Here is a 25,609-nt window from a genome sequence, read left to right on the forward strand (position 1 = left end):
TCCGGATCGTCGCCCGCGCGCCGCCCCAGGTTCAGGGTGTCGTGCGGCGCCACGCCCACGCCGCCGGCGCGCGTCGTGCAGAAATAGTTCACGCCGGCCCATTGCGGGCCGGTTACGACGGGCAGGCTGGCGATCACGCGTTCCATGCGATGTTTTCCTGAACCAGGGTCATGTCCTCGGGCACCGCGGCGGCGAACTGAACTTCGCCGCTGCCGCCCGGATCGTCGAAATGCAGCGCGCGGGCGTGCAGCATCTGGCGCTGCGCGCCCGCGATGGGCTTGCCGCCGTAGATCGTATCGGCCAGCAGCGGGTGGCCCAGGCTGGCCATATGGACGCGGATCTGGTGGGTGCGGCCGGTTTCCAGGCGGCACACCACTTCGGTGACGCGGCCGCCGGGATCCACTTGGCCCCGCCGGGCTGGCGCGTAATTGGTGATGGCGGGCTTGGGCGCCACCGGACGCTCGACGCTCATGCGGATCGGCACGCGGGCATCGCGGCCGATGGCGCGTTCGACGCGGCCGGCGCCGGCGATCCAGCCATGCGCCAGCGCCACATACTCGCGGCCCATGCTGCGCGCCTGCAACTGGCGCACCAGATGCGTCTGGGCGCGCTCGTTGCGGGCCACCACCATCAGTCCGGAGGTGTCCTTGTCCAACCTGTGAACGATGCCGGCACGCGCCACGGACGCCAATTCAGGATAGCGATACAGCAAGCCGTTGAGCAGCGTGCCGCTCCAGTTGCCCGCGCCGGGATGCGTGACCAGGCCGGCGGGCTTGTTCACCACGATCCACTCGGGGCTTTCGTCCACGACGACGAATTCAACGGGTTCGGGCGTGAAGGCGCGCGCATCGGGCGCCGGTTGAGCCCAGACCTGGAGCTCGTCGCCCGGGCCGACCGTCTGGCGGACTTTGCCGGGAGCGCCATTGACGTGCACGTTGCCGGCTTCGATCCAGCCTTGCAGGCGGCTGCGGGAATGGTCGGGCAACAAGCCGGCCAGCACCTTGTCCAGCCGGTCGGCCTTCACGGTGGAAGGCACGGTTACAAGTTGCGGCTCACCCCGGTTTCCACCGGGATTTTCATCGGCGTTTTCGTCGCCGGTTTCGTCGGAGAGGCCCAGAAGTTCATCGTCGGAAACGAGATCTGTGCCGGCGGCTGTATCAGACATGGAGACAAATCATATAATCAGCCTGCCATGCTAACACCAAGGATACGATTCTCGTGATTCACCACTCCGCAGCTCCCTCGAACCCCGCATCCCGAAGCGGGCCGGTTTTGCGCGTGGTTATCGCGCTATTTGCCGTCATCGTCATCGCCGGTTGCGGCTCGACCAACAGCAAATACGACAAGACCACCAACTGGAGCGCCGAACAGCTCTACGCCGACGCCAAGGCCGAAATGTCCTCCGGAGGCTGGAAGGAAGCACGCGAACGCCTGACCGCCATCGAAAGCCGCTACCCCTTCGGCGTCTACGCCCAGCAAGCGCTGCTTGAACTGGCCTACGTCAACTGGAAAGACGGCGAAAACGAACAAGCCCTGGCCGCGATCGACCGCTTCCAGCAGCTGTATCCCAACCACCCCGGCACCGACTACGCCCTGTATCTGAAGGGCCTGATCAACTTCACGCCGGCCAGCGCCTTCATGAGCAACATCACCGGCCAGGATCCCGCCGAGCGCGATCCCAAGGGCCTGCGCGCGTCTTACGACGCGTTCAATGAACTCATCAAGCGCTACCCGGACAGCAAGTACACGGTGGATGCCGAAAAGCGCGTCGCATGGCTGGTCAACACCATCGCCATGAACGAAGTCCACGTCGCCCGCTACTACTACGAGCGCGGCGCCTACGTGGCCGCCGCCAACCGCGCGCAAACCGTGATCACCGACTTCGAAGGCGCCCCCGCCACCGAAGAGGCGCTCTACCTGATGGTCGAGTCCTACGACAAGCTGGGCATGACGGAACTGAAGAACGACGCGCAACGCGTCTACGACAAGAACTTCCCCAATAGCGATTTCAAGTCCAAGGGCCTGAAGGCCGATCGCAGCTGGTGGAACCCGTTTGACTGATTGGTTTGCGGATTCTCGCCGCATGGGAAAAGCGAAGCCCCTCGACAGAGGGGCTTTCTTTTTGGCTGCCGCAAACGGCAGGGCCGGCGCGCGCGCCTGGCGCTAGGCGTCGCCGCCCTCGCCTTCCTGCTTGCGGCGGTAGAACGCCAGCACCTCTTCCAGTTCACGCGTCCGCGCGAAAGGCGGCAGGCCGCGCCACAGGCGCTTGCCGTAGGGCTTTTCGACCAGGCGCGCATCGCCCACCATCAGCACGCCCCAGTCGGACTCCGTACGGATCAGGCGGCCCGCGCCCTGCTTGAGCGAAATCGCGGCTTCGGGCAACTGGTATTCCGAGAAGGGATTACCGCCCTGGGCCCGGCAGGCCCGCAGGCGCGCTTCGATGACGGGGTCGTCGGGCGGCGCGAACGGCAGTTTGTCGATGGCGACCAGGGTCAGCACATCGCCGGGCAGGTCGATGCCTTCCCAGAAGCTGGCGCTGCCCACCAGCACGGGATGCTTGAGCTTGCAGAAGCGGTCCAGCAGATCGCGGCGCGTGCCTTCGCCCTGCTTAAGCAGCGGCCAGTCGTGCCCGGCGTCGTCGAAGGCGTCGGCCAGCAAGGTCGCGACCTTGTCCACCGCGCGCAGCGTCGTGCACAGCACCAGCGTGCCGCCGGGGCTGGCTTCGAGCAGCGGCAACAGCGTCTGGACGAAACGGTCCAGGAACTGCGGCGATTGCGGTTCGGGCATGCCGCGCGGCACGAAGAGCAGCGCCTGTTCGGGATAGTTGAACGGCGATTCCCACTTGCCGGTGCGGGCGCTGGAAAGCCCCAGTTGGCTGGTGAAGTGCGTGAACTCGCCGTTCACCGACAGCGTGGCGGACGTCATGATCCAGGCCTGGCCCGGCTTGCGGTACTTGGAGAACGCCTGGGCCACCGACAGTGGCGCCGAGTGCAGGCGCACGTGATGCTGGCCATGCTCGACCCAGCGCACCGCAGGCCCCGTCCATTGAACCGCCGCGGCGGCCACCCCTTCCAGGATGGATGCCGGCGTAGCCGGACCGTCGCCCAGCTCAGCCGCCGGGGCGTCGGGCGACTGGTCGTCGCGGCCCCAGCCTTCGTCCGCCATGCCGGCATCGGCGCGGCCGGGCGTTGCCCAGCGCTTGAGCCGCACGGAGATTTCCGCCCCGCTGCGCGCCGCGGCCATCAGGTCCGGATGCTTCTCGGCCACCACGCCCAAGGCCTTGGTGGCCGTGTCCACGGCTTCGCGCAGGACGGCCAGCGCCTCGTCGAATTCCTCGGGGTTGGGGATCGCGTCGAACGTGGCCTTGCGGCCCGGCATCCGGTCCAGCGGCGCACAGGCCAGCCGCAATTCGCGCGCAGCGGTTTCCAGATGGCGGCTGACGTCGCTCCATTTGGCGGCTTCGCGCGCATACGCCAGGCCGGCGACTTCCAGCGCTCGGCCGAAGTCCATCAACTGGTGCGTGGACACGCTGCTGCCCAGGAAGCGGGTGGCGGTGTCGGGCAATTGGTGGGCTTCGTCGAAGATGACGGTATCGGCTTCGGGCAGCAGGTCGGTCACGCCCTCTTCGCGCAGCACCAGGTCGGCCATGAACAGCGCATGGTTGACCACCACCACGTCGGCCTCCTGGGCCTGGCGGCGTGCCTTGACAACGAAACAGTCGCGGATGCGCGGACACTCCTGGCCCAGGCAGTTCTCGCGCGTGGACGTCACGCGTTGCCAGATGTCGGCGTCTTCAGGCACCTGCGCAAGATCGCTGCGGTCACCCGTCTTGGTGATGCCTGCAAAAACCTGGATCCGGCGCAGCTGCTGGATCTCGGTGCGCGACTTCAGCGCGCGCTCGTCGCCCTGCAGGCGTTCAAGGTGATAGTGGCAGACATAGTTGCCGCGGCCCTTGAGCAGCGCGGCCGTCACGGGGGCGGCCAGCGCGGCGCGCACGCGCGGCAGGTCGCGCGCGAACAGCTGGTCCTGCAGCGTGCGGGTGCCGGTGGAAATCAGCACCTTGCCGCCCTGGATGAAGGCGGGTACAAGATAGGCCCAGGTCTTGCCGATGCCGGTGCCCGCTTCGGCCACCAGCGTGGCGCGGTCCTGGATGGCGTCACCGATGGCCTGCGACAGCTCCACCTGCGAAGGGCGCGGCTTGTAGCCGGGCATGGCCGTGGCCAGCGGCCCGTCCTCGTCGAAAAATTCGGAAATATCCAGGTCCAGCATTACGGCAGCCTAGTGTCGGTCGGAGTCTATGGTGAACCGGTACCGGTTACGGTTCGGGCGCCAGACACTGATGTGGGAAAGGACCAAATGATACCCGTTGCGGCACCTGCCCCTGGCGGCGGCAGGGACGGATCGGTCCACCTTGGCACGTTCTGTAACAGTGGCTTATGGCACAATCCGCCCCTTGTTTTTCCTTTTTGTCGTCGTATAGAGATGTCTGAAACTTCCGCTATCACGAACGCCGCCGCCGGCGTCGACAACGCCCGCATCGTCGCGCAGCTTGCTACCGAGCTCGGCGCGCGCGCCTCCCAGATCGCCTCGGCGGTGGAACTGCTGGATGACGGCGCCACGGTGCCCTTCATCTCACGCTATCGCAAGGAAGCCACCGGCGGCCTGGACGATACCGTGCTGCGCAATCTGGAAGTGCGCCTGGGGTATCTGCGCGAACTCGAAGAACGCCGCGGCTCCATCCTTGAATCCATCTCGCAGCAGGGCAAGCTCACGCCCGAGCTGCAGCAGGAAATCGCAACGGCCGACACCAAGCAGCGCCTGGAAGACTTGTACGCGCCGTACAAGCCCAAGCGCCGCACCCGCGCCCAGATTGCCCGCGAAGCGGGCCTGGAACCGCTGGCCGACGCCATCCTGGCCGATCCGGCCTGCGACCCCGCCGCGCTGGCCGCGCAATACCTGAACCCCGAAGCGTCCATCAACGACGCCAAGGCCGCGCTGGACGGCGCGCGCGACATCCTGGCCGAGCGCTACGCTGAAAACGCGGACCTGCTGGCCGACATGCGCGAGCACCTGTGGTCCACCGGCCTGATCTACTCCAAGATGGTCGACGGCAAAGAAACCGAAGGCGCGAACTTCCGCGACTGGTTCGATTTCAACGAACCGCTGCGCACGCTGCCCTCGCACCGCATCCTGGCGCTGCTGCGCGGACGCCAGCAAGGCGTGCTGGAACTGCGCCTGGGCCTGGAAGCCGAACTGGAAGCGCAATTGCCGCACCCGTGCGTGGCGCGTATCGCCAGCTTCCTGAAGCTGGGCAACGGCCTGTTCGCGCTGGACGCCACGCCGCGCGCGCGCTGGCTGGGCGAAGTCTGCCGCTGGACCTGGCGCGTAAAGCTGCTGACGGCATTCGAAAGCGAGCTGATCGGCCGCTTGCGCGAAAGCGGCGAAGCCGAAGCCATCCGCGTGTTCGCCGCCAACCTGAAAGACCTGCTGCTGGCGGCCCCCGCCGGCCCCAAGGCCGTGCTGGGCCTGGATCCCGGCATCCGCACGGGTTGCAAGATCGCCGTCATCGACCAGACCGGCAAGGTCGTCGACACCACCACCGTCTACCCGTTCGAGCCGCGCCGCGATCGCGAGGGCACGATCAACACGCTGGCCGCGCTGGTGGCCCGCCACAAGGTGGACCTGATCGCCATCGGCAACGGCACCGCGTCGCGCGAAAGCGAAAAGCTGGTGGGTGACATGATGGAACGCTTCCCCGACCTTAAGGTCACCCGCGTGGTGGTCTCGGAGGCGGGCGCGTCGGTATATTCCGCATCCGAAACCGCGGCGCTGGAATTCCCCGACCTGGACGTGACCCTGCGCGGCGCCGTGTCCATCGCACGCCGCCTGCAGGATCCCCTGGCCGAACTGGTCAAGATCGATCCCAAGGCGATCGGCGTGGGCCAATACCAGCATGACGTCAACCAGCGCGAACTCGCGCGTTCGCTCGACGCCGTGGTCGAGGATTGCGTGAACGCCGTCGGCGTGGACGTAAATACCGCATCGGCCGCGTTGCTGGCGCGCGTGTCCGGCCTGAACTCGCTGCTGGCCAAGAACATCGTGGCATGGCGCGACGAGAACGGCGCGTTCCCCACCCGCGAGATCCTGCGCAAGGTGCCGCGCTTCGGCGATAAGGCCTTCGAGCAGGCCGCCGGCTTCCTGCGCATCCCCAACGGCGACAACCCGCTGGACGCCTCGTCGGTCCACCCTGAAGCCTATCCGGTGGTCGAGCGCATCGTCGCCAAGATCAAGGCCGAGGTGAAGCAGATCATCGGCCAGCGCGAAGCCTTGAAGGGCGTGTCGCCGTCGGACTTCACCGACGAGCGTTTCGGCCTGCCGACGGTGCGCGACATCTTCGCCGAACTGGAAAAGCCCGGCCGCGACCCGCGCCCGGAATTCAAGACGGCGCAGTTCAAGGAAGGCGTGGAAACGCTGAACGATCTGTACCCTGGCATGGTGCTGGAAGGCGTCGTGACCAACGTCGCCAATTTCGGCGCGTTTGTCGATATCGGCGTGCACCAGGACGGCCTGGTCCATATCTCGGCCCTGGCCGAGAAGTTCGTCAAGGATCCCCGCGATGTGGTGCGCGTGGGCCAGACGGTCAGCGTGAAGGTGCTGGAAGTGGATGCCGCGCGCAAGCGCGTCGCCCTGACCATGCGCCTGAACGATACCGCGGCCCCAGCACGCCGCAGCGGCGACGCGCCCAAGGGCGGCGACCGGCCCCGCCGCCCCCAGGGTGATGGCGGACGCGGCAACGCGGGCGGCGGCGCGGCGAACAGCGCGATGGCGGACGCCTTCGCCAAGCTCAAACGCTGATCCTCCCGGATCGCTCGACAAAAAGCCCGGTGCAATCAATGCGCCGGGCTTTTTTTTAGCTTAGGACTTTCCCTTAAATAGGCCTATTCCTTGCGCTCCCTCAATCCTTAAATCAGAAAAATAAGAGAAAATATCGAATTGTGTCCAAATAATAAAAGCCGGTGGCGTAGGGGAACTCGGCAGGCACAGATTCCATGATCAGGCGAACAGCGGCGCGACCCGTCTATCAGGCACGAAGCACAACAACAACAGCGCCCTATCCCTGAGATCCCCCGGAGAGCCATCCGTCATGCTCAATACCATTACGCTTGCCGCCAATGAAGCGGCAACCATTACCGAACAAGAAGCCGGCCATAGCGGCTCTTACAACGAAGTCACGTTGGGCCAGTACGCGCATCTGATCGTCGACGGCGCTGAAGTGACCTTCAAGCACATCACGCTGGAACGCCTGGGCACCCGCATCATTGAACTGCGCAATGGCGCGCAGCTGCATGTGGGCGCGCTGGGTTTCGCCAGCATGGGCGCCAGTATCGTTTATCGCATCGGCGCGGGCTGCGCGCTGGTGTTCGACGCCAGCCAGTGGGATCCGGAAGTTGTGGCCAACACCACCTTCGACTTCGCCAGCCAAGGCAGCGGCACGTTGAAGTACTTCCCCTTCATCAACCCGGAATGGCTGGACTGCCCGAACGTCACGGGCTATTCGGAAGGCGACATGCTTGAGATCGCCGGCCAGGGCAGCGCCCAGCGCTTCCAGGTGCGCGACGGCCGCATCGTGGCCAGCGCCCGGCTGGCCTGACGCCTACCGGTTCCAGCAACCCAGCGGCAACGTCATGATCGCCGACGGCGCAACGCGCCGCCGGCCTGCCCTTTATTCCTGCGACAACGACGCCAAGGCATCGCGCGCACGCGCCAGTTGCGCCTCGGAATCGGCCTGCGCGCCCGACGGCGCCGCAGCCACCGCCACACCGTCGACCATGGCCGCATAGCCGGCAGAGCTAGCCTGCAGCACGCTGTCGGCCGGCTCGGACTGCAGGCGGCGCATCAAGGCGCCCGCTTCCTTCGGATCAGCAAAGCGCTGCGACAGCAGCAACTCTTCGCCATCGGCGGCCAGCAGCCGGAAACGGAAACCGCCGTCTTCGTCGCGGAAGCTGACAAAGCGCGCGCCCTTGCCCTTTTCTTTCTTGCCTTGCGCCTTGCCCGCCGCCGTGCCGGCATTCAGGTTGCGCAGGCCCACGGCCTCGCGCAATTCTTGCATCATAGGCGCGGCCAGCTTGCGGGCGCGGGCGGCACCGGCTTGCAGGATGTCTTCGATGCGGCCCGGGTTGGCGATCAGATCGAAGTACTTTTCGCGCATCGGCGCCAGCAGCGCTTCCAGGTGCTCATACAGCGCCTGCTTGGCGTCGCCCCAACCCATGCCCTCTTCCAGCTGCTTGCGGAACGCCGCCGACTCGGCCTGCGTCGCGAACGCGCGGTACAGCGTGTACAGGTGCGAGCTTTCGGCGTCCTTGGCTTCGCCCGGCGCGCGCGAATCGGTCACGATGCGCATCACCGATGCGCGCAGCGCGTTCGCACCGCCTTCGAATAGCGGAATCGTGTTGTTGTAGCTCTTGGACATCTTGCGGCCGTCCAGGCCGGGCAACGTCGCCACGTCTTCCTCGATCGTCACTTCCGGCAGCGTAAAGTAGTCGCGGCCATACAAGTGATTGAAGCGCTGGGCGATATCGCGCGCCATTTCCAGATGCTGGATTTGGTCGCGCCCCACCGGCACCTTGTTCGCGTTGAACATGAGGATGTCGGCCGCCATCAGGACCGGGTACGAGAACAGCCCCATCGTGACGCCGTCGTCGGGATCCACGCCCTTCGCCACGTTCTGGTCCACCGACGCCTTGTAGGCATGCGCGCGGTTCATCAGGCCCTTGGCCGTGACGCAGGTGAGCAGCCAGCTGAGTTCGGGGATTTCGGGAATGTCGGACTGGCGGTAGAACGTCACGCGTTCGTGGTCCAGGCCCACGGCCAGCCAGGTGGCCGCGATTTCCAGCCGGGAGCGCGCGACACGGGCAGGGTCATCGCACTTGATCAGCGCGTGGTAATCCGCCAGGAAGAAGAATGCGTCCACGCCGGGCTGGGTACTGGCCTGGACCGCGGGACGGATCGCGCCTGCGTAGTTGCCGAGGTGGGGGGTTCCAGTCGTGGTAATGCCGGTAAGGACGCGGGTATTCATGGGGCGAAGAGGCGTTTGCTAGGGGAAACAAGCAGTGTAACGTGCCGGCGGCACGGGGCCGGCGGACGGCCGCCGCCCCAAGGTGAAATCCCCGTACTACAGGGCGGCCAGCAGCGGCGCCGCCAGCGCGCACAGCCCGCCAGCGGTCAGCGCTGCACGCGGGCGGAACGTCAGGAACCAGATCAGCAGCAGGCCTGCGATGCTGAGAATACCGATCCATTCGACCGTGCCATAGCTCCATCCCCAAACCGCGGCGGAGGCGCACAGCGACAATGCCAGCGCGCCCCAGCCGAACGCCCGCAGCGGGACCCGATGGCGCCGCGGCATGGCGCGGTCGAACAAGTCTTCATAGTGGCGGTCCATGCCCAGGCACAGGGCGGAAAACCCGGCGTAGGCCAGGCAGAAGGCGGCAAGCGTCATGGCGTATCACCTCGCGGTTCATAGACGACGGGGTTCGGGGCGCGCGGCGCCTCGGGATCAGCGGTTTGGGGAGAAACCGTCTTGGCGGCAGGCTGCGCGGCACGGGGTTTGGCCGCGGCCTTCGCGGGGACCTTCGCCGGGGCTTTGCGGCCCCGGGCGGCCCTGCGGGCCATCCATGCGAACAGCAACGCGCTGGCCAGGCAGGTCAAGTCGAATCCGGCCATGACCCAGTCGCCTTGCGGCAGGGACACGCCCAGATGGCGCGACGTGGTGAACGCGTTGACCACCGGCACCAAGGCGAGCGACGCGGCGGCCACGGCCAGCAGGTCCTGCCATTTTCGGCGCTGGAACAAGAAGGCATAGGCGAGCGACAACGCCCAGGCCGAGAAGAACGCGCGCACTTCCCAGACCTGGCGCCCCGGCATATCGGCCGGCAGCAGGCGATTGACCAGGAAAAAGGCCGCCACGCCAAAGACCACGCCCGCGATGGTGCCGGCGTTCAGGCCATCGACCAGACGCAAGGAAAACGCTTCGCGGGCATCGCCCTGCCGCGCCTTTTGGCGGCGCTTGGCGATCCACAGCACCAGGCCGGTGCCGACCATGGCGGTGCCCGCCAGGCTGACAAGGAAATAGAACCAGCGCAGCAGCGGCTCCGCGAACAGCCCCAGGTGCAGGCCCGTGATGACGCCGGCGGTCTTTACCGTGGCGCTCAGGTCGTCCTCGCCTTCCTGGAATTCGCCCGTCACGCCGTTAAAACGCATATAGGGTGCCAGCCGGCCGTACGACACGCCATCCGCGGCATCCCGCGTCAGCGTGATGGTGGCGCCGGCATCGCCCGGGTTGTTCACGGTGACACGGCCAACCCGGCCCTGCCAGTGCTGCTGGGCTTGCTCCACCAGCGGCGCGATCGGGATCAGCGTGCCGGGTTGATTCAGCGGCGGCGTGACTTTGAACGATTTGAAGACGTCGTCCGAGTACTGCCGGGGGTTTTCGTACACGGCATGGATACCCGCGGGTATCAGCATGAACATGAACAGCACCAAGCCGCTGAATGTGATCATCAGGTGGAACGGCAGCCCCAACACGGACAATACGTTGTGCCCGTCCATCCAGGCGCGTTGCCCGCCCTTTCTAGGACGGAAGGTAAAGAAATCCGTGAATATCTTTTTATGCGTGATGATGCCGCTGATGATGGCCACCAGCATGAACATGCCGGCGATGCTCGCCAGCCACCGTCCCCACGGGAACGCGGTTTCCAGTTCGAAGTGGAAGCGGTAGAAGAATTCTCCGCCGCGCGTCTCGCGGCCGGTCACGGCCTGCCCCGTCGCAGGGTCCAGCTTCACACGCACGAATCCCCGTTCGCCCGGCTTGGGCTTGGGCACCTGATACAGCAGCAGGATGAGTGGCTCGCGACGGGACGATGGCGTGATGAACCACCGCTTGGCATCCGGCGCATGCTCGCTCAGGTAACGTTGTCCGATTTCGACGGCCTGCGCGGCGGGCACGGCCTGAACCTGGATCTCGGGCTGCATCCACTGCGTGATCTCGGGCCGGAAGAACGCCAGGGAGCCCGTCAGGAACATCGCGAACAGCACCCAGCCGAAGATCAGGCCGGACCAGGTGTGCAGCCAGGACATGGATTGGCGCAGGCCTTCTTCCCCCTGCGCCTTTACTTTCCCTGCCTTCATGCCACCCCCATCATCCGCCCGGCCAGGAACAGGCCGCCCAGCACGGCGGCCGGCAGCAATATCCCGACCCACGCGCGCCAGGCGTTGCGCGTGGCAAAGACCCAGATCACGCCACAGGCGTAGAACACGAAAGACAACATCTGCGCCGCGGTGACGGCGTCCGCCCGCCCCATGGGCAGCCAGACGGCCAGGCACGCCGCAGCCGCCGAGGCAAGGACATAGCCGCCCAGGATGGCCGCAGCCATTCTGGAGAATACGGCCATTCGGTAGCGCATCATGCCTGCGCCGGCTGCGGGAGCTTTCACTTGGACACGTTGAAGGTCAGGGTGGATACGTAGCGGATCTTGGCGTAGGACTTGCCGTCGGCCTCGCCCGCCTTCTCTTCGACGTGCCCGGCTTCCAGCACATACTGACCAGGCCACGGCGTCGTGATTTCGATGCGGCCATTTTCATCGCTGTGGAAACGCTTTTCCCACTTCGGCGGGCCGAACACGGTGACTTCGGTCTTGGCCAGCGGCTTGCCCTGGAATTGCAGGACGAACGTGTTGGCACCGGCGGCGGTCGGCACAAGCTCCAGGTCCAGCTTGCCTTGCGTGTCGGCTCGGCCGGCCTTGGCGTTGTACTTGACGAGGGTTTCCTTGAACTGGATGGGCTGGGCCAGGCGGACATCGCCCTTGCCTGCCGCGCCGAACTCGACGAAATCCGCACCTTCGGCCGACACCTTCAGCGTCTTGCCGTCCGCGCTGGTCACGACCGGCGCCACCAGGACCTTGCCCAACAGGCCGTCGCGCTTTTCGCGCAGGTCGTCGGCCCATTCGCCGAAGTACGCCTTGGCCGGACCTTCCGCACTGCGTTCCAGCCAAACAAAGTGCGCCTGTGCGGCACCCGCACTGCCCAGCAGGGCAATCGCGGCCAAAGTCCTAGCGAATTTCATTTTAGATTTTTCCTTTAGTCCGAAAACCAGTCCGACAACCCAATCAGGCAAGCCCCGCGGCTGATGCCTGTTTGGCAGGGTCTAAATTATAACCATTCTCACTACGACTTACTTAAAAAAATTGGGGATGGATAAGACACGCTGGTTAACCCCTATTCTTTTAAATTCCACATTAAATATATTAAGCACATATCAACAACCATCAACCGCTCTTCAACCAGGAGTTCCTCATGACCCATCCCCGCTGGACCGGCATTTTTCCCGCCATCACCACCAAGTTCCACGCCGACGAACGGATCGATGCCGAAGGCACCGCGAAGCACATCGACTTCCAGATCCGCAATGGCGTCCATGGCATGGTCACCTGCGGCTCGCTGGGCGAGGCCAGCACCTTGACGCTGGAAGAAAAACTGGAGGTCGCGAAGATCGCGCTGGACGCTGCGGGCGGCCGCGTGCCCGTCCTGGCCAACGTATCGGAAACCAGCACCCGTGAAGCGCTGCGCTATATCGAAGGCGCCAACAAGCTGGGCGTGGCCGGGTTCATGCTCATGCCGTCCCTGATCTACGTGGCCGATGCGCGCGAAGCCATGCTGAACGTGCGCACCATGGCTGACGCCGCGCAGCAGCCCGTCATGGTCTACAACAATCCGCTGGCATATCGCGTCGACCTGAAGCCGGAACACATGGCCGAATTGGCCGACTGCAAATGGATCGCCGCCGTGAAGGACAGCTCGGGCGATACGCGCCGCGTCACGGACCTGCGCAACGCCGTGGGCGACCGCTACCAGATCTTCCTGGGTGTGGACGACCTGGCCTACGAAGGGCTGGCACTGGGCTGCGACGGGCTGCTGGCCGGCGTGGGCTGCGCCTTCCCGCGCGAAACCGTCGCCCTCTATGAACTGATGAAAGCCGGTCAGCATGCGGAAGCGCTGGCACTCTACCAATGGATGACGCCGCTGCTGCATCTGGACGTCTCGGCCAAGCTGGTGCAGAACCTGAAGCTGATCGACGTGCTGGTCGGCGTGGGCACCGAACACGTGCGCCGGCCGCGCCTGCCCGTGATCGGCGAAGAACGCGCGTTGATCGAACGCGTGGTGGCGAAGGCGCTGGCCTCCCGCCCGGCGAAGTACCAGTCCGTGCCCTGAACGACGACGTTCCGGCGGTGCGCGGCGGCGATCGCCCATAGATAACCCCAGGTTATCCCGCCGTGCTTTCCATCGCCGGAACGGCGTGATGCTGCGGTCGACCGCAGCGCGACACCGCTCCGTTCCGTGCCTAGACTACGGCCATTCCGAAGCCGCCCCGCCCCTCACGCCGAGGGCCAATCATCCTGAACAAAAGGCGCCTCCATGAAGCAGATCCGTGTCATCGATTCCCACACGGGTGGAGAACCCACCCGGCTGGTCATCTCGGGATTTCCCGATCTGGGCGCCGGCACCATGGCCGAGCGGCAACAACGGCTTGCCGAACGGCATGATGCCTGGCGCGCCGCCACGGTGCTGGAACCCCGCGGCAGCGATGTCATGGTGGGGGCATTGCTTTGCACCCCCGCCGACCCGGCCAATGCCGCTGGCGTGATCTTCTTCAACAATGCCGGTTATCTGGGCATGTGCGGCCACGGCACCATCGGCCTGGTCGCGACATTGGCCCATCTGAACTGCATTGCCCCGGGCGAACACGGCATCGAGACCCCCGTCGGCACGGTCCGGGCCACCCTGCACGACGACGGTTCAGTCAGCGTGCGCAACGTGTCCGCCTACCGGCTGCATCACGCCGTGCGGGTCGCCGTGCCCGGCCACGGCGACGTGACGGGCGACGTAGCCTGGGGCGGCAATTGGTTCTTCCTTGCCGCCGAACACGACCAGCGCATCGCACCGGACAACCTCGACGCCCTGACCGCCTATGCCTGGGCCATCCGCCAAGCCTTGCAACGCGCAGGCGTCACCGGCGCCGACGGCGCCGAAGTCGACCATATCGAACTGTTCGCGCCGGATCCCGACGCCGACAGCCGCAATTTCGTCCTGTGCCCCGGCAAGGCCTACGACCGCTCGCCCTGCGGCACGGGCACCAGCGCCAAGCTGGCCTGCCTGGCGGCGGACGGCAAACTCGCCCCCGGCCAGATCTGGCGCCAGGCCAGCGTGATTGGAAGCGTCTTTGACGCCAGCTATGCACCCGACGGCGACCGGATCCAGCCCACCATCCGCGGGCGTGCCCATGTCTGCGCCGACGCGACCCTGTTGATCCAGCCGGACGATCCTTTCGGCTGGGGCATCCGCCTGTAAATCCCCAAAGAAGCTTTCTCATGTCACACCGTCATACGGATGTCCTGGTGGTCGGCGCCGGCATCGTCGGCGCCGCCTGCGCCCACGAGCTGGCACAGGCCGGCCTGTCGGTACATGTGGTGGATGCCCGCGTGGGCGGCGCCACGCACGCCGGCATGGGGCACCTTGTCGTCATGGACGACAACGCGGCCGAGCTCGCGCTAAGCAGCGCGTCGCTGGAACGCTGGCGCGAATGGGGGCCCCGCATGAACGCCACGGACCCGGGCTGCGCCTATACCGGCTGCGGCACCATGTGGATCGCCGCCAACGACGAAGACATGGCCGAGGCCGAACGCAAGCAGGCTCGCCTGCGTACCTGCGGCGTGGCCGCCATGCTGTTGAATGCGCGCCAACTCGCCGACGCCGAACCCGCCTTGCGCACCGGCTTGGCCGGCGCGCTGCAGGTGCCCGGCGACGGCCTGGTCTACGCGCCCGGCGCCGCCCGCTGGCTGCTGGCGCATGCGCCCCCCGCACTGTCGTTCGAAGCCGTCGAGGTCCGGCAGATCGACGCGCAAGGCGCGATCCTGGCCGACGGCACCCGGCGTAACGCCAACGCCGTGGTCCTGGCCGCCGGCATGCCAGCCACCCGCTTATGCGCCGACCTTCCCCTCTATCCCAAAAAAGGCCACTTGGCCATCACGGATCGCTACCCCTTCGCGATCCGCCACCAACTGGTTGAGCTGGGCTACATGGCCAGCACGCAGCAGCGCGACGGCGCCGCCGTCGCCTTCAATGTGCAGCCCCGCCCTACGGGCCAATTGCTGATCGGCTCTTCGCGCCAAGTAGGCGGGGCCGACCCTGCCATTGAGCCCGCCGTGCTGTCGCGCATGCTCAAACTCGCAATCGACTACCTGCCGGCGCTGTCCGGCCACAACATCATCCGCACGTGGACGGGCGTGCGAGCGGCCACGCCGGACGGGTTGCCGATCATCGGCCCGCATCCCACACGCAAGGGGCTCTGGCTGGCGGTGGGCCACGAAGGCCTGGGCGTCACCACGGCCCCGGCCACCGCAAAACTGCTGGCCGCCTTGATGACGGGCGCGCCGCTGCCGCTGGACGCGGCCCCACTTGCGGCCACCCGCCACTTCCCCTTCCACAAGGCCGCGACATGACGCTTCCCCCGCCAGCACGCCTTCGCATCCAACTGGATGGCCAACCCCTGAACGTTACCGCCGGCAGCACTGTCGCCGCCGCGCTGGCCAGCCGGGCGCCCGGCAACTCGCGCATCTCGGTCACGGGTGAAAAACGGGCTGCCGTCTGCGGCATGGGTGTCTGCCACGAATGCCGCGTCCTGATCGACGGGCAATTGCGCCTGGCCTGCCAGACGCCATGCCAGCACGGCATGCGCATCGAAACGGTGCTGGAACCCGCGACGCACGCCCCTGGCCTCGCCCCCGCCTCGCACCCGCTTGATGGCCATAACAGTACGTGCGACCTGCTCATCATCGGCGCCGGTCCCGCCGGCATGGCGGCGGCACTGGCGGCCGCCCCCAGCGGGCGCGCCATCGTCGTGGTGGACGACAACCCGGCCCCAGGCGGACAGATCTGGCGCGACGGCCCTGGCGTGACGCTGCCCGATCGCGCCAGGCGCCAACGCGAGCAACTGGCGCGCCACACCAACATCCAGCTGCTCTGCGGCACGCGCGTCGCGGGGCTGGCCGGGCGGCCCGGATCATCCTCGTTGTTACTGGAAAACGCACAACAGGGGTGGGTCCAGCACTATGGCTCGCTGATCCTCTGCACCGGCGCGCGCGAATTGCTGCTGCCCTTTCCCGGCTGGACGCTGCCCGGCGTGACCGGCGCGGGGGGCCTGCAGGCGCTGATCAAAGGCGGCGTACCGGTGCGCGGCCAACGCATCGTGATCGCAGGCTCCGGCCCACTGCTGCTGGCGGCCGCGCAAAGCGCGCGCCGCGCAGGCGCGACCGTGGTTCGCATCGCGGAACAAGCCGCATGGCCGGCCCTATTGCGCTTTTCCGGCAGCCTTGCCCGTTGGCCCGGCAAGGCCCTGCAAGCCGCCGCCTTGTTCCGCCCGCAATACCGCGCAGGCAGCCATGTGCTTGAAGCCTGCGGCGACGGCCGGCTACACCACGTCAGGCTGAGCCGGGGGCAACGGGACGAACAGCTCGCCTGCCACCGGCTGGCCTGCGGATTCGGGCTGGTGCCCAACACGCAGTTGGGCCAGATGCTGGGGTGCGCCCTGAATCCCCACAATGGCCTGCATGTGGACGACCTGCTTCAGACCGGCGTGCCTGGCGTCTTTGCGGCGGGCGAATGCACCGGCGTGGGCGGCAGCGAACGGGCCGGGCTCCAGGGCGCAATCGCGGGATACGCGGCCGTCGGCGAACGGGCGCAGGCCAAGCGCCTGGTGCCCGCCCTGGCGCGGTGGCAGGCTTTCGCCAATACCCTGCGCGGCCACTTCTCATTGGGCGCGCCGGTGCGGGCACTGGCCCGGCCCGATACGCTGATCTGCCGCTGCGAAGACGTGCCGCAATCCGCCCTGGCCGGATGCGACGGCTGGATCGACGCCAAGCTGCACACGCGCTGCGGCATGGGCGCCTGTCAGGGCCGCATATGCGGCGCTGCCACGCATGCCCTGTACGGCTGGCAACCCATGCCGTCCCGTCACCTGCTGACGCCCACGCGCATCGATACGCTGGCCGGCCTGGGCCCGCCCGACGGCCAAGCCGATGTCCCCGACGACGACACGCCGCGCCCACGCGGCGGATCCCCCGAATAAGGAGCCCCCATGATGAACACCCTGGACGACTGCATTGCCTTCGCCGAGCGCCTGGCCGATGACGCGCGCGACCTGTACGCGCCTTACTTGAGCACCGCGCCGCGCACTGACATCAAGCCGGACCGCAGCCTTGTCACCGCGCTGGATCAGGCCATCGAAGCGCATTTGCGTTCGCGGATCGAAAGCGCTTTCCCCGGCCATGGCATCTATGGCGAAGAAGGCGGCACCATCCGGCTAGACGCGGAATACGTCTGGGTCCTGGACCCTATCGACGGCACCGCCCCCTTCATCGCCGGGATTCCCGTGTTCGGCACGCTGATCGCGCTTCTGCGCCGTGGCGTGCCCGTAATGGGCGTGATGGATTTCCCCGCGACCCGCGACCGCTGGATAGGCGTGGCGGGCCGCCCCACCCGCCATCAGGGCCAACCTTGCCGCACACGCGCCTGCGGCCACCTGGGCGACGCGATGCTCAGCACCAGCAACCCCGACTTCTATGCGCCCGAAGAACTTCCTGCCTTCCAGGCGCTGCGTGAACGCACGCGCTGGCGCATCTACGGCGGTTGCTGCCTGGCTTATGCCGTGTTGGCGTCCGGCCGCACGGACGTCGCCATCGACGCCCGGCTGGCGCTGTACGACTACGCGCCCTTCATTCCCGTCATCCAGGGCGCCGGCGGCGTCATCACCGACTGGGACGGCCACGCACTAAGCCTGGACAACCCCAGCTCGCGCATTCTTGCCGCAGGCGACCCCGCGCGGCACCGCGAAGCGCTGGACCTGGTGCGCCACGCCATGGCCTGACGCTGCCGCAAGCCTTGAGCCGCACGCCGCGGCCGTTTCTCCGCACTGACTTGTTTCCTCTCGGGCCAGGAGCCTCCTGCCATGGATATCCGCATTGAAAATCTTTGCATTTCGTACCACCAGCAACGCGTCATAGACGGGTTGAACCTGGACATCGCGCCGGGCAGCTTCTTTACGCTACTGGGGCCCAGCGGCTGCGGCAAGACCACCTTGCTGCGCACGCTGGCGGGCTTCATCCCCGTCGAATCCGGCCGCCTGCTGTTCGGCGGCAAGGACGTCACGCGCTTGCCCGCGCACCAGCGCAATATCGGCATGGTCTTCCAGGACTACGCGCTCTTTCCCAACCGAAGCGTCTTCGACAACGCGGCCTATGGCCTGCGTGCCCGACACGTCGCGCCGACCCTGATCAAGAAAAAGGTCGCGGCCGCGCTAGATCGGGTCGGCCTTTCGGAATACGGCAAGCGGCTGCCAGCCGAACTTTCCGGTGGCCAACGCCAACGCGTGGCGCTGGCCCGAGCGCTGGTCATCCAGCCTGAGGTGCTGCTGATGGACGAGCCCTTGTCGAACCTGGACGCCAAGCTGCGCATCCAGGTCCGGCAGACCATCGCCGAACTGCAGCGGGAGGCCGGCATCACCACGGTCTTCGTCACCCACGACCAGGAAGAGGCGCTGGCCCTGTCCGACCAGATCGCGGTCATGCAAAAAGGCCGCGTGGCGCAGTTGGGTGCGCCCCGCGATGTCTATGGGCATCCCGCCAGCGGATATGTCGCCGACTTCATTGGCGCCGCGAACCTGCTGCCCGTGCAATGCGTCACCCCCGCGTCCGGGGCGGTGCAAGTGGACCTGGACGGGTACCCCATCGCCGCGCACGCGTCCGCCCCCTTGAACGGCGCCGCCGTGCTGGTGGCGCGGCCCGAAGATATCCAGCTGTCGGCCTCGCCGGGGCTCGGCGTGCCCGCGCGCATCCTGACCGAACAGTACCTGGGGATCAAGATGAACTACCGCGTCCAGCTGCCCGGCGGCCGTCTCATGAACGTGGACGTGCATGGCGGCCAGGCATCACCGCTGGCCCGCGGCATGGCGGTCAGCCTGGTGTTCGATCCCCGCAAGACCCTGGTGCTGGCATCATGAAGCGGCTGATCTCCTCATTGCGGTCTCCCTGGACCTGGCTGTCGCTGGCGGTGCTGGGCGTGCTGGCAGTGTTTCTGGTGTGGCCGGTGCTGAACATCCTGTCGGCCAGCGTGCTGGCCCGCAACGACGACGGCCATTCCGGCTGGCGCGTGCTGATGTCCGACCCCCGCTACCTGCGGGCCATCGGCAACACCCTGATGCTGGGAATGGGCGTGACGGTGCTGGCGGCCGGCATCGGCGTGCCGCTTGCCTACCTGACGGCCCGCCACCGCTATCCCGGCAAGGCCCTGGTATCGATCCTGCCCCTGATCACGCTGATCATCCCCGAGGTGATCGGCGCGCAGACCTGGCTGATGGTCCTGGGCAACAACGGTGTACTGACGCGCGCGCTGCGCGACGGACTGGGCCTGGACATGCCTTCGTTCTACGGGTGGCCAGGCCTGCTGATCGTCATGACCTTCACCTACTACGCCTATATCTACATCGGCACGCTGGCGGCGATCCGGGGGTTCGATTCGCAGTTGGAAGAGGCCGCGCAAAGCCTGGGCACATCGCCGGCCGTGTCCCGGCTGAAAGTCATGGCGCCGGTCGTGATGCCCGCCATCCTGGCCAGCGCGCTGCTGGTGTTCACCATGGTGGTGGGCAACTTCGCCACCTCGATGATCCTGGGACACGAGGTCGAATTGCTGTCGGTGCTGACTTATCAAGCCTCGGTGTCCGAAACCGGCAGCGATCCGGTCATGCAAAGCACGTTGGCGACCACGTCGATTTCGCTGGTGATGCTGGTGCTCTTTCTTCAACGCTGGATCGTATCCCGCGGGCGCTACGAGATCACGCAAGGACGCGGTGCGCCCGCCACGCCATTGCGCGGCCCGCGCGCGCTGGGGATGGCGGGCGCCGCACTGGCCGTCATGGCGCTGTCCATGCTGCCGCTGGGAACGTTGGCCGTGGGCGCCTTCACCCGCGCGAACGGCCCGGTGATGCGTTGGGGCGAATGGACGGCCGTCCACCTTGAGCGCGTGCTGATCAACGCGCCGGCGCCGGTCTTGAACTCCATCATTTACGCTGGCGCGGCCACGCTCGCCGCCATCGCCTTCAGTACGCTGGCCAGTTACCTCATCGTCAAGAAGCGCAATCTGCTGACGCCCTGGCTGGACTACCTCAGCTCGATTCCGCTGGCGCTGTCGGGCACCGTCATCGGCATCGGCCTGCTGATGACCTTCGGCAACGGCGCGTTCGACCTTTCAGGCACGGCCTCGCTGATCGTACTGGCCTACATCGTGCGGCGCTTGCCGTTCGGCGTGCGCAACGCCTCGTCCACGCTCTTCAACCTGCCCGACTCCATCGAAGAAGCATCCGTCAGCCTGGGCGTGCCGCCATTGGCCTCGTTCTTGAAAGTCGTGCTGCCCCTGATGGCGCCCGCCATCGCGGCGGCTGCCGTACTGACCTGGACCACCACCGTGTCGGAACTGAGCGCATCGGTCATCGTGTATTCGCCCGGGCATGAAACCCTGCCCATCCAGATCTTCCGGCTGATCGACAGCGGACTCATGGCCCAGGCGTCCGCCTACGGCCTGGTGCTGATTACCGTGATCCTGGCGCCCGTGCTGCTGGCGACCCGGATATTCAAACTCCGGCTCTTCGCCTGAGCCGCCGCTTTCATCCCTAGCGCAAGAGGCATCCCATGATTCATCTTCCCCCGCTTAGCCGACGCCACGTGCTCAAACTGCTGGCTGCCAGCGGCAGCGCTTGCGTCCTGCCGGCCCGCGCGCTGGCTCAGCGCGCCGAACAGGTCGTGCTGTACACCACGCTGAATTCACAATCGGTGGAAACGGCCACCGACATGGTCCGGGAAAAGTTGCCCGGCATCCGGCCCAGCGCCGTCGTCGGCGGCAGCAGCCAGTTGCTGAAACGGATCGAGGCCGAAGCCGCCAAACCGAAGAGCGATCTGTTCTGGACGTCCAGCGCCAACATCATGAGCGACTACCGGGCGCTGTTCGAGCCCTACCTGTCTGCGCAAGCCGCGGCAATCCCCGGCTCGCTGCATGGCCCCGGCAACCTCTGGACGGCCGCCAACATCCATATCGTGGTGGCCATGGTCAACGCGCGCCAGCTTCCTGGCGCTGCGCCGGCCAGTTGGGCCGACCTGACCGATCCCCGCTTCAAGGGAAAGATCATCATCAGCGACCCGGGCAACAGCTCAACCGCCTACACGGCGTTGTGGGGAATCGAACGCGTCTTGGGTGAAACAGGGCTGAAGGCGTTGGCGCGCAACGTCAGCATCTCCGGCTCGGCCTCGCATGTGGTGCGCAGCGTGGGCCAGGGGGAATACGCCGTCGGCATCACCTTCGAATCCACCGCCTACCCTTATGTGGCCGGCGGCCAGAAAGAAATCGGCATCATGTACCCCGAAGACGGCACCTTCACTGTGGCCGACAACATGGCGCTGGTGAAAAACGCGCCGAACCCGAAGGCCGCGCGTCTCATGTATGACCTGCTGCTATCGCGCGACATGCAGTTGGCGCTGCTGCAGAACGCCTATCGGCGGCCCAGCCGCAGCGACATCGACGTGAGCAAGCATCTAGGCATACCGCCGCTTGCGGACATCCGGCTCGTGGCCGCGGACGAAACCGAGGCCGCCGCGGACCGCGATGCGTTCTTGCGCCGGTGGCGAGCGCATGTGGTCGCCGCGCGAGCCGCCTGAGTCGCCTGGAAGCCGCCTTGCACCAGGATCCCTGCCGCGCGCATTGACGACACGTGTCCGTTCGGCCCCTGCATGCGGGGCCGGATGCGGCATCACTACAACGTCACGGTCAGCCGGCGTTCCGATTCCAGGTATTCGCGCGATTGCATTTCAAGAATGCGCGACACCGTGCGATGGAATTCATTGGCCAGCGCGCCTTCGGTGTAGATCTCCTCGGGCTCGCATTCGGCCGACATGATCAGCTTGACGCGATGGTCGTAGAACACGTCGATCAGCCACGTGAAGCGGCGCGCCTCTGACGCCTGGCGCGGCCCCATCTTCGGCACGCCGGACAGGATCACGGCATGGAAACGGTTGGCCAGTTCCAGGTAGTCGTTCTGCGAACGGGGCCCGCCACAGAGCGTGGCGAAATCGAACCACACCACCGAGCCCGCCAGCGCCAGCGCGCGGATCTCGCGGTGCTCAATGTGCAGCAGAGGCTCCTGCGGCGGCGTGTCGGCCAGGCTGTCGAACGCCTTCTGCAGCGCGGCTTGGGCGTGATCGTCCAGCGGCGTGTGATAACACTGCACCTGCTCTAGCGAACGGCGGCGGTAATCGATGCCGGCGTCCACGTTCATCACGTCCATGCGCGACTGGATCAGCGCGATCGCGGGCAGCACGCGGTCGCGGTGCAGGCCGTCGGTGTACAGCGTCGACGGCTCGTAGTTGGACGTCATCACGAACGACGTGCCGTACTCGAACAGCTTGAGCAGCAGGCGGTGCAGGATCATCGCGTCGGCCACATCCGACACGTGGAATTCGTCGAAGCAGATCAGGCGGTAGCGCTTGGCTACCCGCTTGGCCACTTCATCCAGCGGGTCCTGCATACCCTTCACTTCTTCCAGTTCGCGATGCACGCCACGCATGAATTCGTGAAAGTGCAGGCGCGTCTTGCGCACGACGGGCACGGTGGCGTAGAAAGCGTCCATCAGGAAGCTCTTGCCGCGGCCCACCCCACCCCACAGATACACGCCGCGCGGCACGTCAGGCCGGTTCAGCAGCTTCTTCAGCGCGTTCGATCGCATCGACTTGAACTTGAGCCATTCGTCGTAGTAGCGCTGCAAGCGGTCGATCGCCAGCTTCTGGGCGGCATCGGGCTCGTAGCCTCGCTCGGCCAATGCCTGTTCGTAGTATTCGCGGACGTTCATGTGGATCGGATAACCTTGACTTGGCCCCCACGCTGCGCATGCTTGGCATGCTTGCGGCCCCGAAGGGGCGCTCTTCTCTTGGGTCGGCCCGGCGATAAAAAAAGGGCGGGTTCTGGAACCCGCCCCCTGTCTTGCTCAGGTCAAGCGTCGCTTAGAAGTTCAGCGAACGCTTGTCCACGGCCAGAGCGGCTTCCTTCACGGCTTCCGACAGCGTCGGGTGCGCGTGGCAGATGCGGGCGATGTCTTCGGCGGCGCCGCGGAATTCCATGATGGTCACGGCTTCCGAGATCAGTTCCGAGGCCATCGGGCCCACGATGTGCACGCCCAGGACTTCATCCGTCTTGGCGTCGGCGATGACCTTGGCAAAGCCCGTCGTGTCGCCCAGCGCGCGGGCACGGCCGTTGGCCAGGAACGGGAAGCTGCCAGCCTTGTACTCGCGGCCTTCGGCCTTGAGCTGCTGTTCGGTCTTGCCCACCCAGGCGATTTCCGGCGACGTGTAGATCACCCACGGCACGGTGTCGAAGTTGACGTGGCCATGCTGGCCGGAGATGCGCTCGGCAACCGCCACGCCTTCTTCCTCGGCCTTGTGCGCCAGCATCGGGCCACGCACGACGTCGCCCACCGCCCAGACGTTCGGCAGGTTGGTCTTGCAGTCGGCGTCCACGGCCACGAAGCCGCGTTCGTCCAGCTTCAGGCCCACGGCGTCGGCGTTCAAGCCGCCGGTGTAGGGCACGCGGCCGATCGAGACGATCAGCTTGTCCACCACCAGTTTCTGCTCGGCGCCCTTGGCATCGACGTAGGGCACGGTCACCGACTTGGCGGTAGCCTTGATCTCGCCGATCTTCACACCCATCTGGATGTTCAGGCCTTGCTTGGTGAAAGCCTTCAGGGCTTCCTTGGCCACCTGGCCGTCAGCGGCGGCCAGGAATTCCGGCATCGCTTCCAGGATGGTGACGTCGGAACCCAGGCGGCGCCACACGCTGCCCATTTCCAGGCCGATCACGCCAGCGCCGATCACGCCCAGCGTCTTCGGCACGGCGCCGATGTTCAGTGCGCCGTCGTTGGACAGCACGACCTTTTCGTCGAACGGCAGGCCGGGCAGTTCGCGTGCCGACGAGCCCGTCGCTACCACGACATGCTTGGCGACCAGGTCTTCTTCGGTGGTGCCGGTGACCTTGATGGCCCAGCCGCCTTCCACTTGGCCGCTGAACGCGCCCATGCCGTGGAAGAAGGTGACCTTGTTCTTCTTGAACAGGTACAGGATGCCGTCGTTGTTCTGCTTGACCACCGTGTTCTTGCGGCCGATCAGCGTGTCGAGCTTCAGGCTGACGCCCTTGACTTCGATGCCGTGCTCGGCGAAGTGGTGGTTGGCTTGTTCAAAGTGCTCGGACGATTGCAGCAGCGCCTTGGACGGGATGCAACCGACGTTGGTGCACGTGCCGCCAGGAGCCGGGCCGCCTTGGCCATTCTGCCAGGCGTCGATGCAAGCGACCGACATGCCGAGTTGCGCGGCGCGGATGGCAGCGATGTAGCCGCCAGGGCCAGCGCCGATCACGACGACGTCAAATTGTTTGGACATAGTGTTCTCGCGTGTGAGATGTGGGGTGGAACTCGCCCCGCCCGACGCGGAGGCGCCGGAGGCCGGCTGAGCGCCGGCCGGGGCGCCGCAAGCCCGAAGGCCCGATGCGGCGCCGCGCGCGGAGCGTCGAGATTACAGGTCCAGCAACAGACGCTGCGGATCTTCCAGGGCGTCCTTCATCGCGACCAGGCCCAGCACGGCTTCGCGGCCGTCGATGATGCGGTGGTCGTAGGACAGCGCCAGGTAGTTCATCGGGCGGATGACGATCTGGCCGTTTTCGACAACGGCGCGATCCTTGGTGGCGTGCACGCCCAGGATGGCCGATTGCGGCGGGTTGATGATCGGGGTCGACAGCATCGAACCGAACACGCCGCCGTTGGAGATCGAGAACGTGCCGCCGGTCATTTCTTCAATGCCCAGCTTGCCGTCAGCGGCGCGGCGGCCGAAGTCGGCGATGGTCTTTTCGATTTCAGCGATGGACAGCTGGTCGGCGTTGCGCAGGATCGGCACCACCAGGCCACGCGGGCTGCCGACAGCGATACCGATGTCGAAGTAGCCGTGATAGATGATGTCCTTGCCGTCGATCGACGCGTTGATCAGCGGGTACTTCTTCAGCGCGGCCACAGCGGCCTTGACGAAGAACGACATGAAACCCAGCTTGATGCCGTGTTCCTTTTCGAACTTGTCCTTGTACTTGCTGCGCAGATCGATGACCGCTTGCATGTTCACTTCGTTGAACGTGGTCAGGATCGCGTTTTCTTGCTGCGATTGCAGCAGGCGCTCGGCGATGCGGGCGCGCAGGCGGCTCATCGGGACGCGCTGTTCCGGACGACCGTCCAGCGACAGCGTGGTCGGGGCGGGTGCCGCCGGGGCCTTGGCCGGAGCGGCCTTGGCGGCGGGAGCGCTGGCAGCCAGGGCGTCGCCCTTGGTCACGCGGCCGTCACGGCCGGTGCCGGCCACGGAAGCGGCGTCGACGCCCTTCTCGGCCAGGATCTTGGCAGCGGCGGGCGACGCCACGCCGGCGGCGGCGGAGA

General features: G+C 66.2%; 21 protein-coding genes. 11 read left to right on the forward strand and 10 right to left on the reverse strand.

Annotated elements, in window-relative coordinates; genetic code table 11:
• Window positions 1-133: 133 nt before the first annotated feature.
• The gene (locus HG262_RS28305; protein WP_211187810.1) at window positions 134-1,165 is read right to left on the reverse strand and encodes an RluA family pseudouridine synthase; all 1,032 of its coding nucleotides are present in this window, start codon (window positions 1,163-1,165) and stop codon (window positions 134-136) included.
• A gap of 107 nt (window positions 1,166-1,272) precedes the next feature.
• Here HG262_RS28305 and HG262_RS28310 point away from each other — a divergent pair, with 107 nt between their 5' ends.
• Window positions 1,273-2,061, forward strand: a complete 789-nt coding sequence (locus tag HG262_RS28310) for an outer membrane protein assembly factor BamD (RefSeq protein ID WP_169274188.1) — start codon at window positions 1,273-1,275, stop codon at window positions 2,059-2,061.
• A 102-nt stretch (window positions 2,062-2,163) separates the two neighbouring features.
• On the opposite strand, the gene HG262_RS28315 is transcribed toward HG262_RS28310, so the two are convergent.
• The gene (locus HG262_RS28315) at window positions 2,164-4,269 is read right to left on the reverse strand and encodes an ATP-dependent DNA helicase (RefSeq protein ID WP_169274169.1); all 2,106 of its coding nucleotides are present in this window, start codon (window positions 4,267-4,269) and stop codon (window positions 2,164-2,166) included.
• Window positions 4,270-4,482: 213 nt separating this feature from the next.
• Between HG262_RS28315 and tex the strand changes: the two genes are divergently transcribed.
• Window positions 4,483-6,855, forward strand: a complete 2,373-nt coding sequence (gene tex / locus HG262_RS28320) for an RNA-binding transcriptional accessory protein Tex (protein ID WP_169274170.1) — start codon at window positions 4,483-4,485, stop codon at window positions 6,853-6,855.
• A 289-nt stretch (window positions 6,856-7,144) separates the two neighbouring features.
• Window positions 7,145-7,651: a hypothetical protein gene (locus tag HG262_RS28325; protein WP_169274171.1), complete on the forward strand. Its 507-nt coding sequence runs from the start codon at window positions 7,145-7,147 to the stop codon at window positions 7,649-7,651.
• Between the two features lie 72 nt (window positions 7,652-7,723).
• Here the strand turns inward: HG262_RS28325 and HG262_RS28330 are convergent, their stop codons facing one another.
• The 5 genes from HG262_RS28330 to HG262_RS28350 all read right to left on the reverse strand — a co-directional run bounded on the left by HG262_RS28330 (window position 7,724) and on the right by HG262_RS28350 (window position 12,118).
• Window positions 7,724-9,076: a tryptophan--tRNA ligase gene (locus HG262_RS28330; RefSeq protein ID WP_169274172.1), complete on the reverse strand. Its 1,353-nt coding sequence runs from the start codon at window positions 9,074-9,076 to the stop codon at window positions 7,724-7,726.
• A gap of 96 nt (window positions 9,077-9,172) precedes the next feature.
• Window positions 9,173-9,496, reverse strand: coding sequence for a DUF3325 domain-containing protein (locus HG262_RS28335; RefSeq protein ID WP_169274173.1), 324 nt, complete (start codon window positions 9,494-9,496; stop codon window positions 9,173-9,175).
• A complete protein-coding gene (locus HG262_RS28340) occupies window positions 9,493-11,184 on the reverse strand; it encodes a PepSY-associated TM helix domain-containing protein (RefSeq protein WP_169274174.1) in 1,692 nt (563 codons plus the stop codon). The genes HG262_RS28335 and HG262_RS28340 overlap by 4 nt, the downstream gene beginning before the upstream one ends.
• Window positions 11,181-11,462, reverse strand: a complete 282-nt coding sequence (locus HG262_RS28345) for a DUF3649 domain-containing protein (RefSeq protein ID WP_169274175.1) — start codon at window positions 11,460-11,462, stop codon at window positions 11,181-11,183. Before HG262_RS28345 ends, HG262_RS28340 begins: the two co-directional genes overlap by 4 nt.
• Before the next feature lie 23 nt (window positions 11,463-11,485).
• Entirely contained in the window at window positions 11,486-12,118 is a 633-nt protein-coding gene (locus HG262_RS28350; RefSeq protein WP_211187811.1) for a DUF4198 domain-containing protein, read from the reverse strand.
• Window positions 12,119-12,348: 230 nt separating this feature from the next.
• Here HG262_RS28350 and HG262_RS28355 point away from each other — a divergent pair, with 230 nt between their 5' ends.
• From HG262_RS28355 to HG262_RS28390, 8 genes are all read left to right on the forward strand, one after another.
• The gene (locus tag HG262_RS28355; protein ID WP_169274177.1) at window positions 12,349-13,263 is read left to right on the forward strand and encodes a dihydrodipicolinate synthase family protein; all 915 of its coding nucleotides are present in this window, start codon (window positions 12,349-12,351) and stop codon (window positions 13,261-13,263) included.
• A 204-nt stretch (window positions 13,264-13,467) separates the two neighbouring features.
• On the forward strand, window positions 13,468-14,400 hold the full coding sequence (locus HG262_RS28360; RefSeq protein ID WP_169274178.1) for a 4-hydroxyproline epimerase: 933 nt from the start codon (window positions 13,468-13,470) through the stop codon (window positions 14,398-14,400).
• A gap of 20 nt (window positions 14,401-14,420) precedes the next feature.
• A complete protein-coding gene (locus HG262_RS28365; RefSeq protein ID WP_169274179.1) occupies window positions 14,421-15,551 on the forward strand; it encodes an FAD-dependent oxidoreductase in 1,131 nt (376 codons plus the stop codon).
• Window positions 15,548-17,176 (forward strand): FAD-dependent oxidoreductase, encoded by a 1,629-nt coding sequence (locus HG262_RS28370; protein WP_169274180.1) that lies wholly within the window; start codon window positions 15,548-15,550, stop codon window positions 17,174-17,176. Before HG262_RS28365 ends, HG262_RS28370 begins: the two co-directional genes overlap by 4 nt.
• Window positions 17,177-17,185: 9 nt before the next feature.
• On the forward strand, window positions 17,186-17,974 hold the full coding sequence (locus HG262_RS28375) for an inositol monophosphatase family protein (RefSeq protein ID WP_169274181.1): 789 nt from the start codon (window positions 17,186-17,188) through the stop codon (window positions 17,972-17,974).
• Between the two features lie 81 nt (window positions 17,975-18,055).
• Entirely contained in the window at window positions 18,056-19,105 is a 1,050-nt protein-coding gene (locus tag HG262_RS28380; protein WP_169274182.1) for an ABC transporter ATP-binding protein, read from the forward strand.
• On the forward strand, window positions 19,102-20,754 hold the full coding sequence (locus tag HG262_RS28385; protein ID WP_169274183.1) for an iron ABC transporter permease: 1,653 nt from the start codon (window positions 19,102-19,104) through the stop codon (window positions 20,752-20,754). The genes HG262_RS28380 and HG262_RS28385 overlap by 4 nt, the downstream gene beginning before the upstream one ends.
• A 35-nt stretch (window positions 20,755-20,789) precedes the next feature.
• On the forward strand, window positions 20,790-21,809 hold the full coding sequence (locus HG262_RS28390; protein WP_169274184.1) for an extracellular solute-binding protein: 1,020 nt from the start codon (window positions 20,790-20,792) through the stop codon (window positions 21,807-21,809).
• A gap of 95 nt (window positions 21,810-21,904) precedes the next feature.
• On the opposite strand, the gene zapE is transcribed toward HG262_RS28390, so the two are convergent.
• The 3 genes from zapE to odhB form a co-directional block, all read right to left on the reverse strand.
• A complete protein-coding gene (zapE, locus tag HG262_RS28395) occupies window positions 21,905-22,996 on the reverse strand; it encodes a cell division protein ZapE (protein ID WP_169274185.1) in 1,092 nt (363 codons plus the stop codon).
• 151 nt (window positions 22,997-23,147) lie between these two features.
• The gene (gene lpdA / locus HG262_RS28400) at window positions 23,148-24,575 is read right to left on the reverse strand and encodes a dihydrolipoyl dehydrogenase (protein ID WP_169274186.1); all 1,428 of its coding nucleotides are present in this window, start codon (window positions 24,573-24,575) and stop codon (window positions 23,148-23,150) included.
• Between the two features lie 132 nt (window positions 24,576-24,707).
• The coding region (gene odhB / locus HG262_RS28405) for a 2-oxoglutarate dehydrogenase complex dihydrolipoyllysine-residue succinyltransferase (RefSeq protein ID WP_169274187.1) at window positions 24,708-25,609 on the reverse strand (902 nt) is incomplete at its 5' end.

The sequence above is a fragment of the Achromobacter sp. Bel genome (assembly GCF_012928505.1).
Lineage (GTDB): Bacteria > Pseudomonadota > Gammaproteobacteria > Burkholderiales > Burkholderiaceae_B > Achromobacter.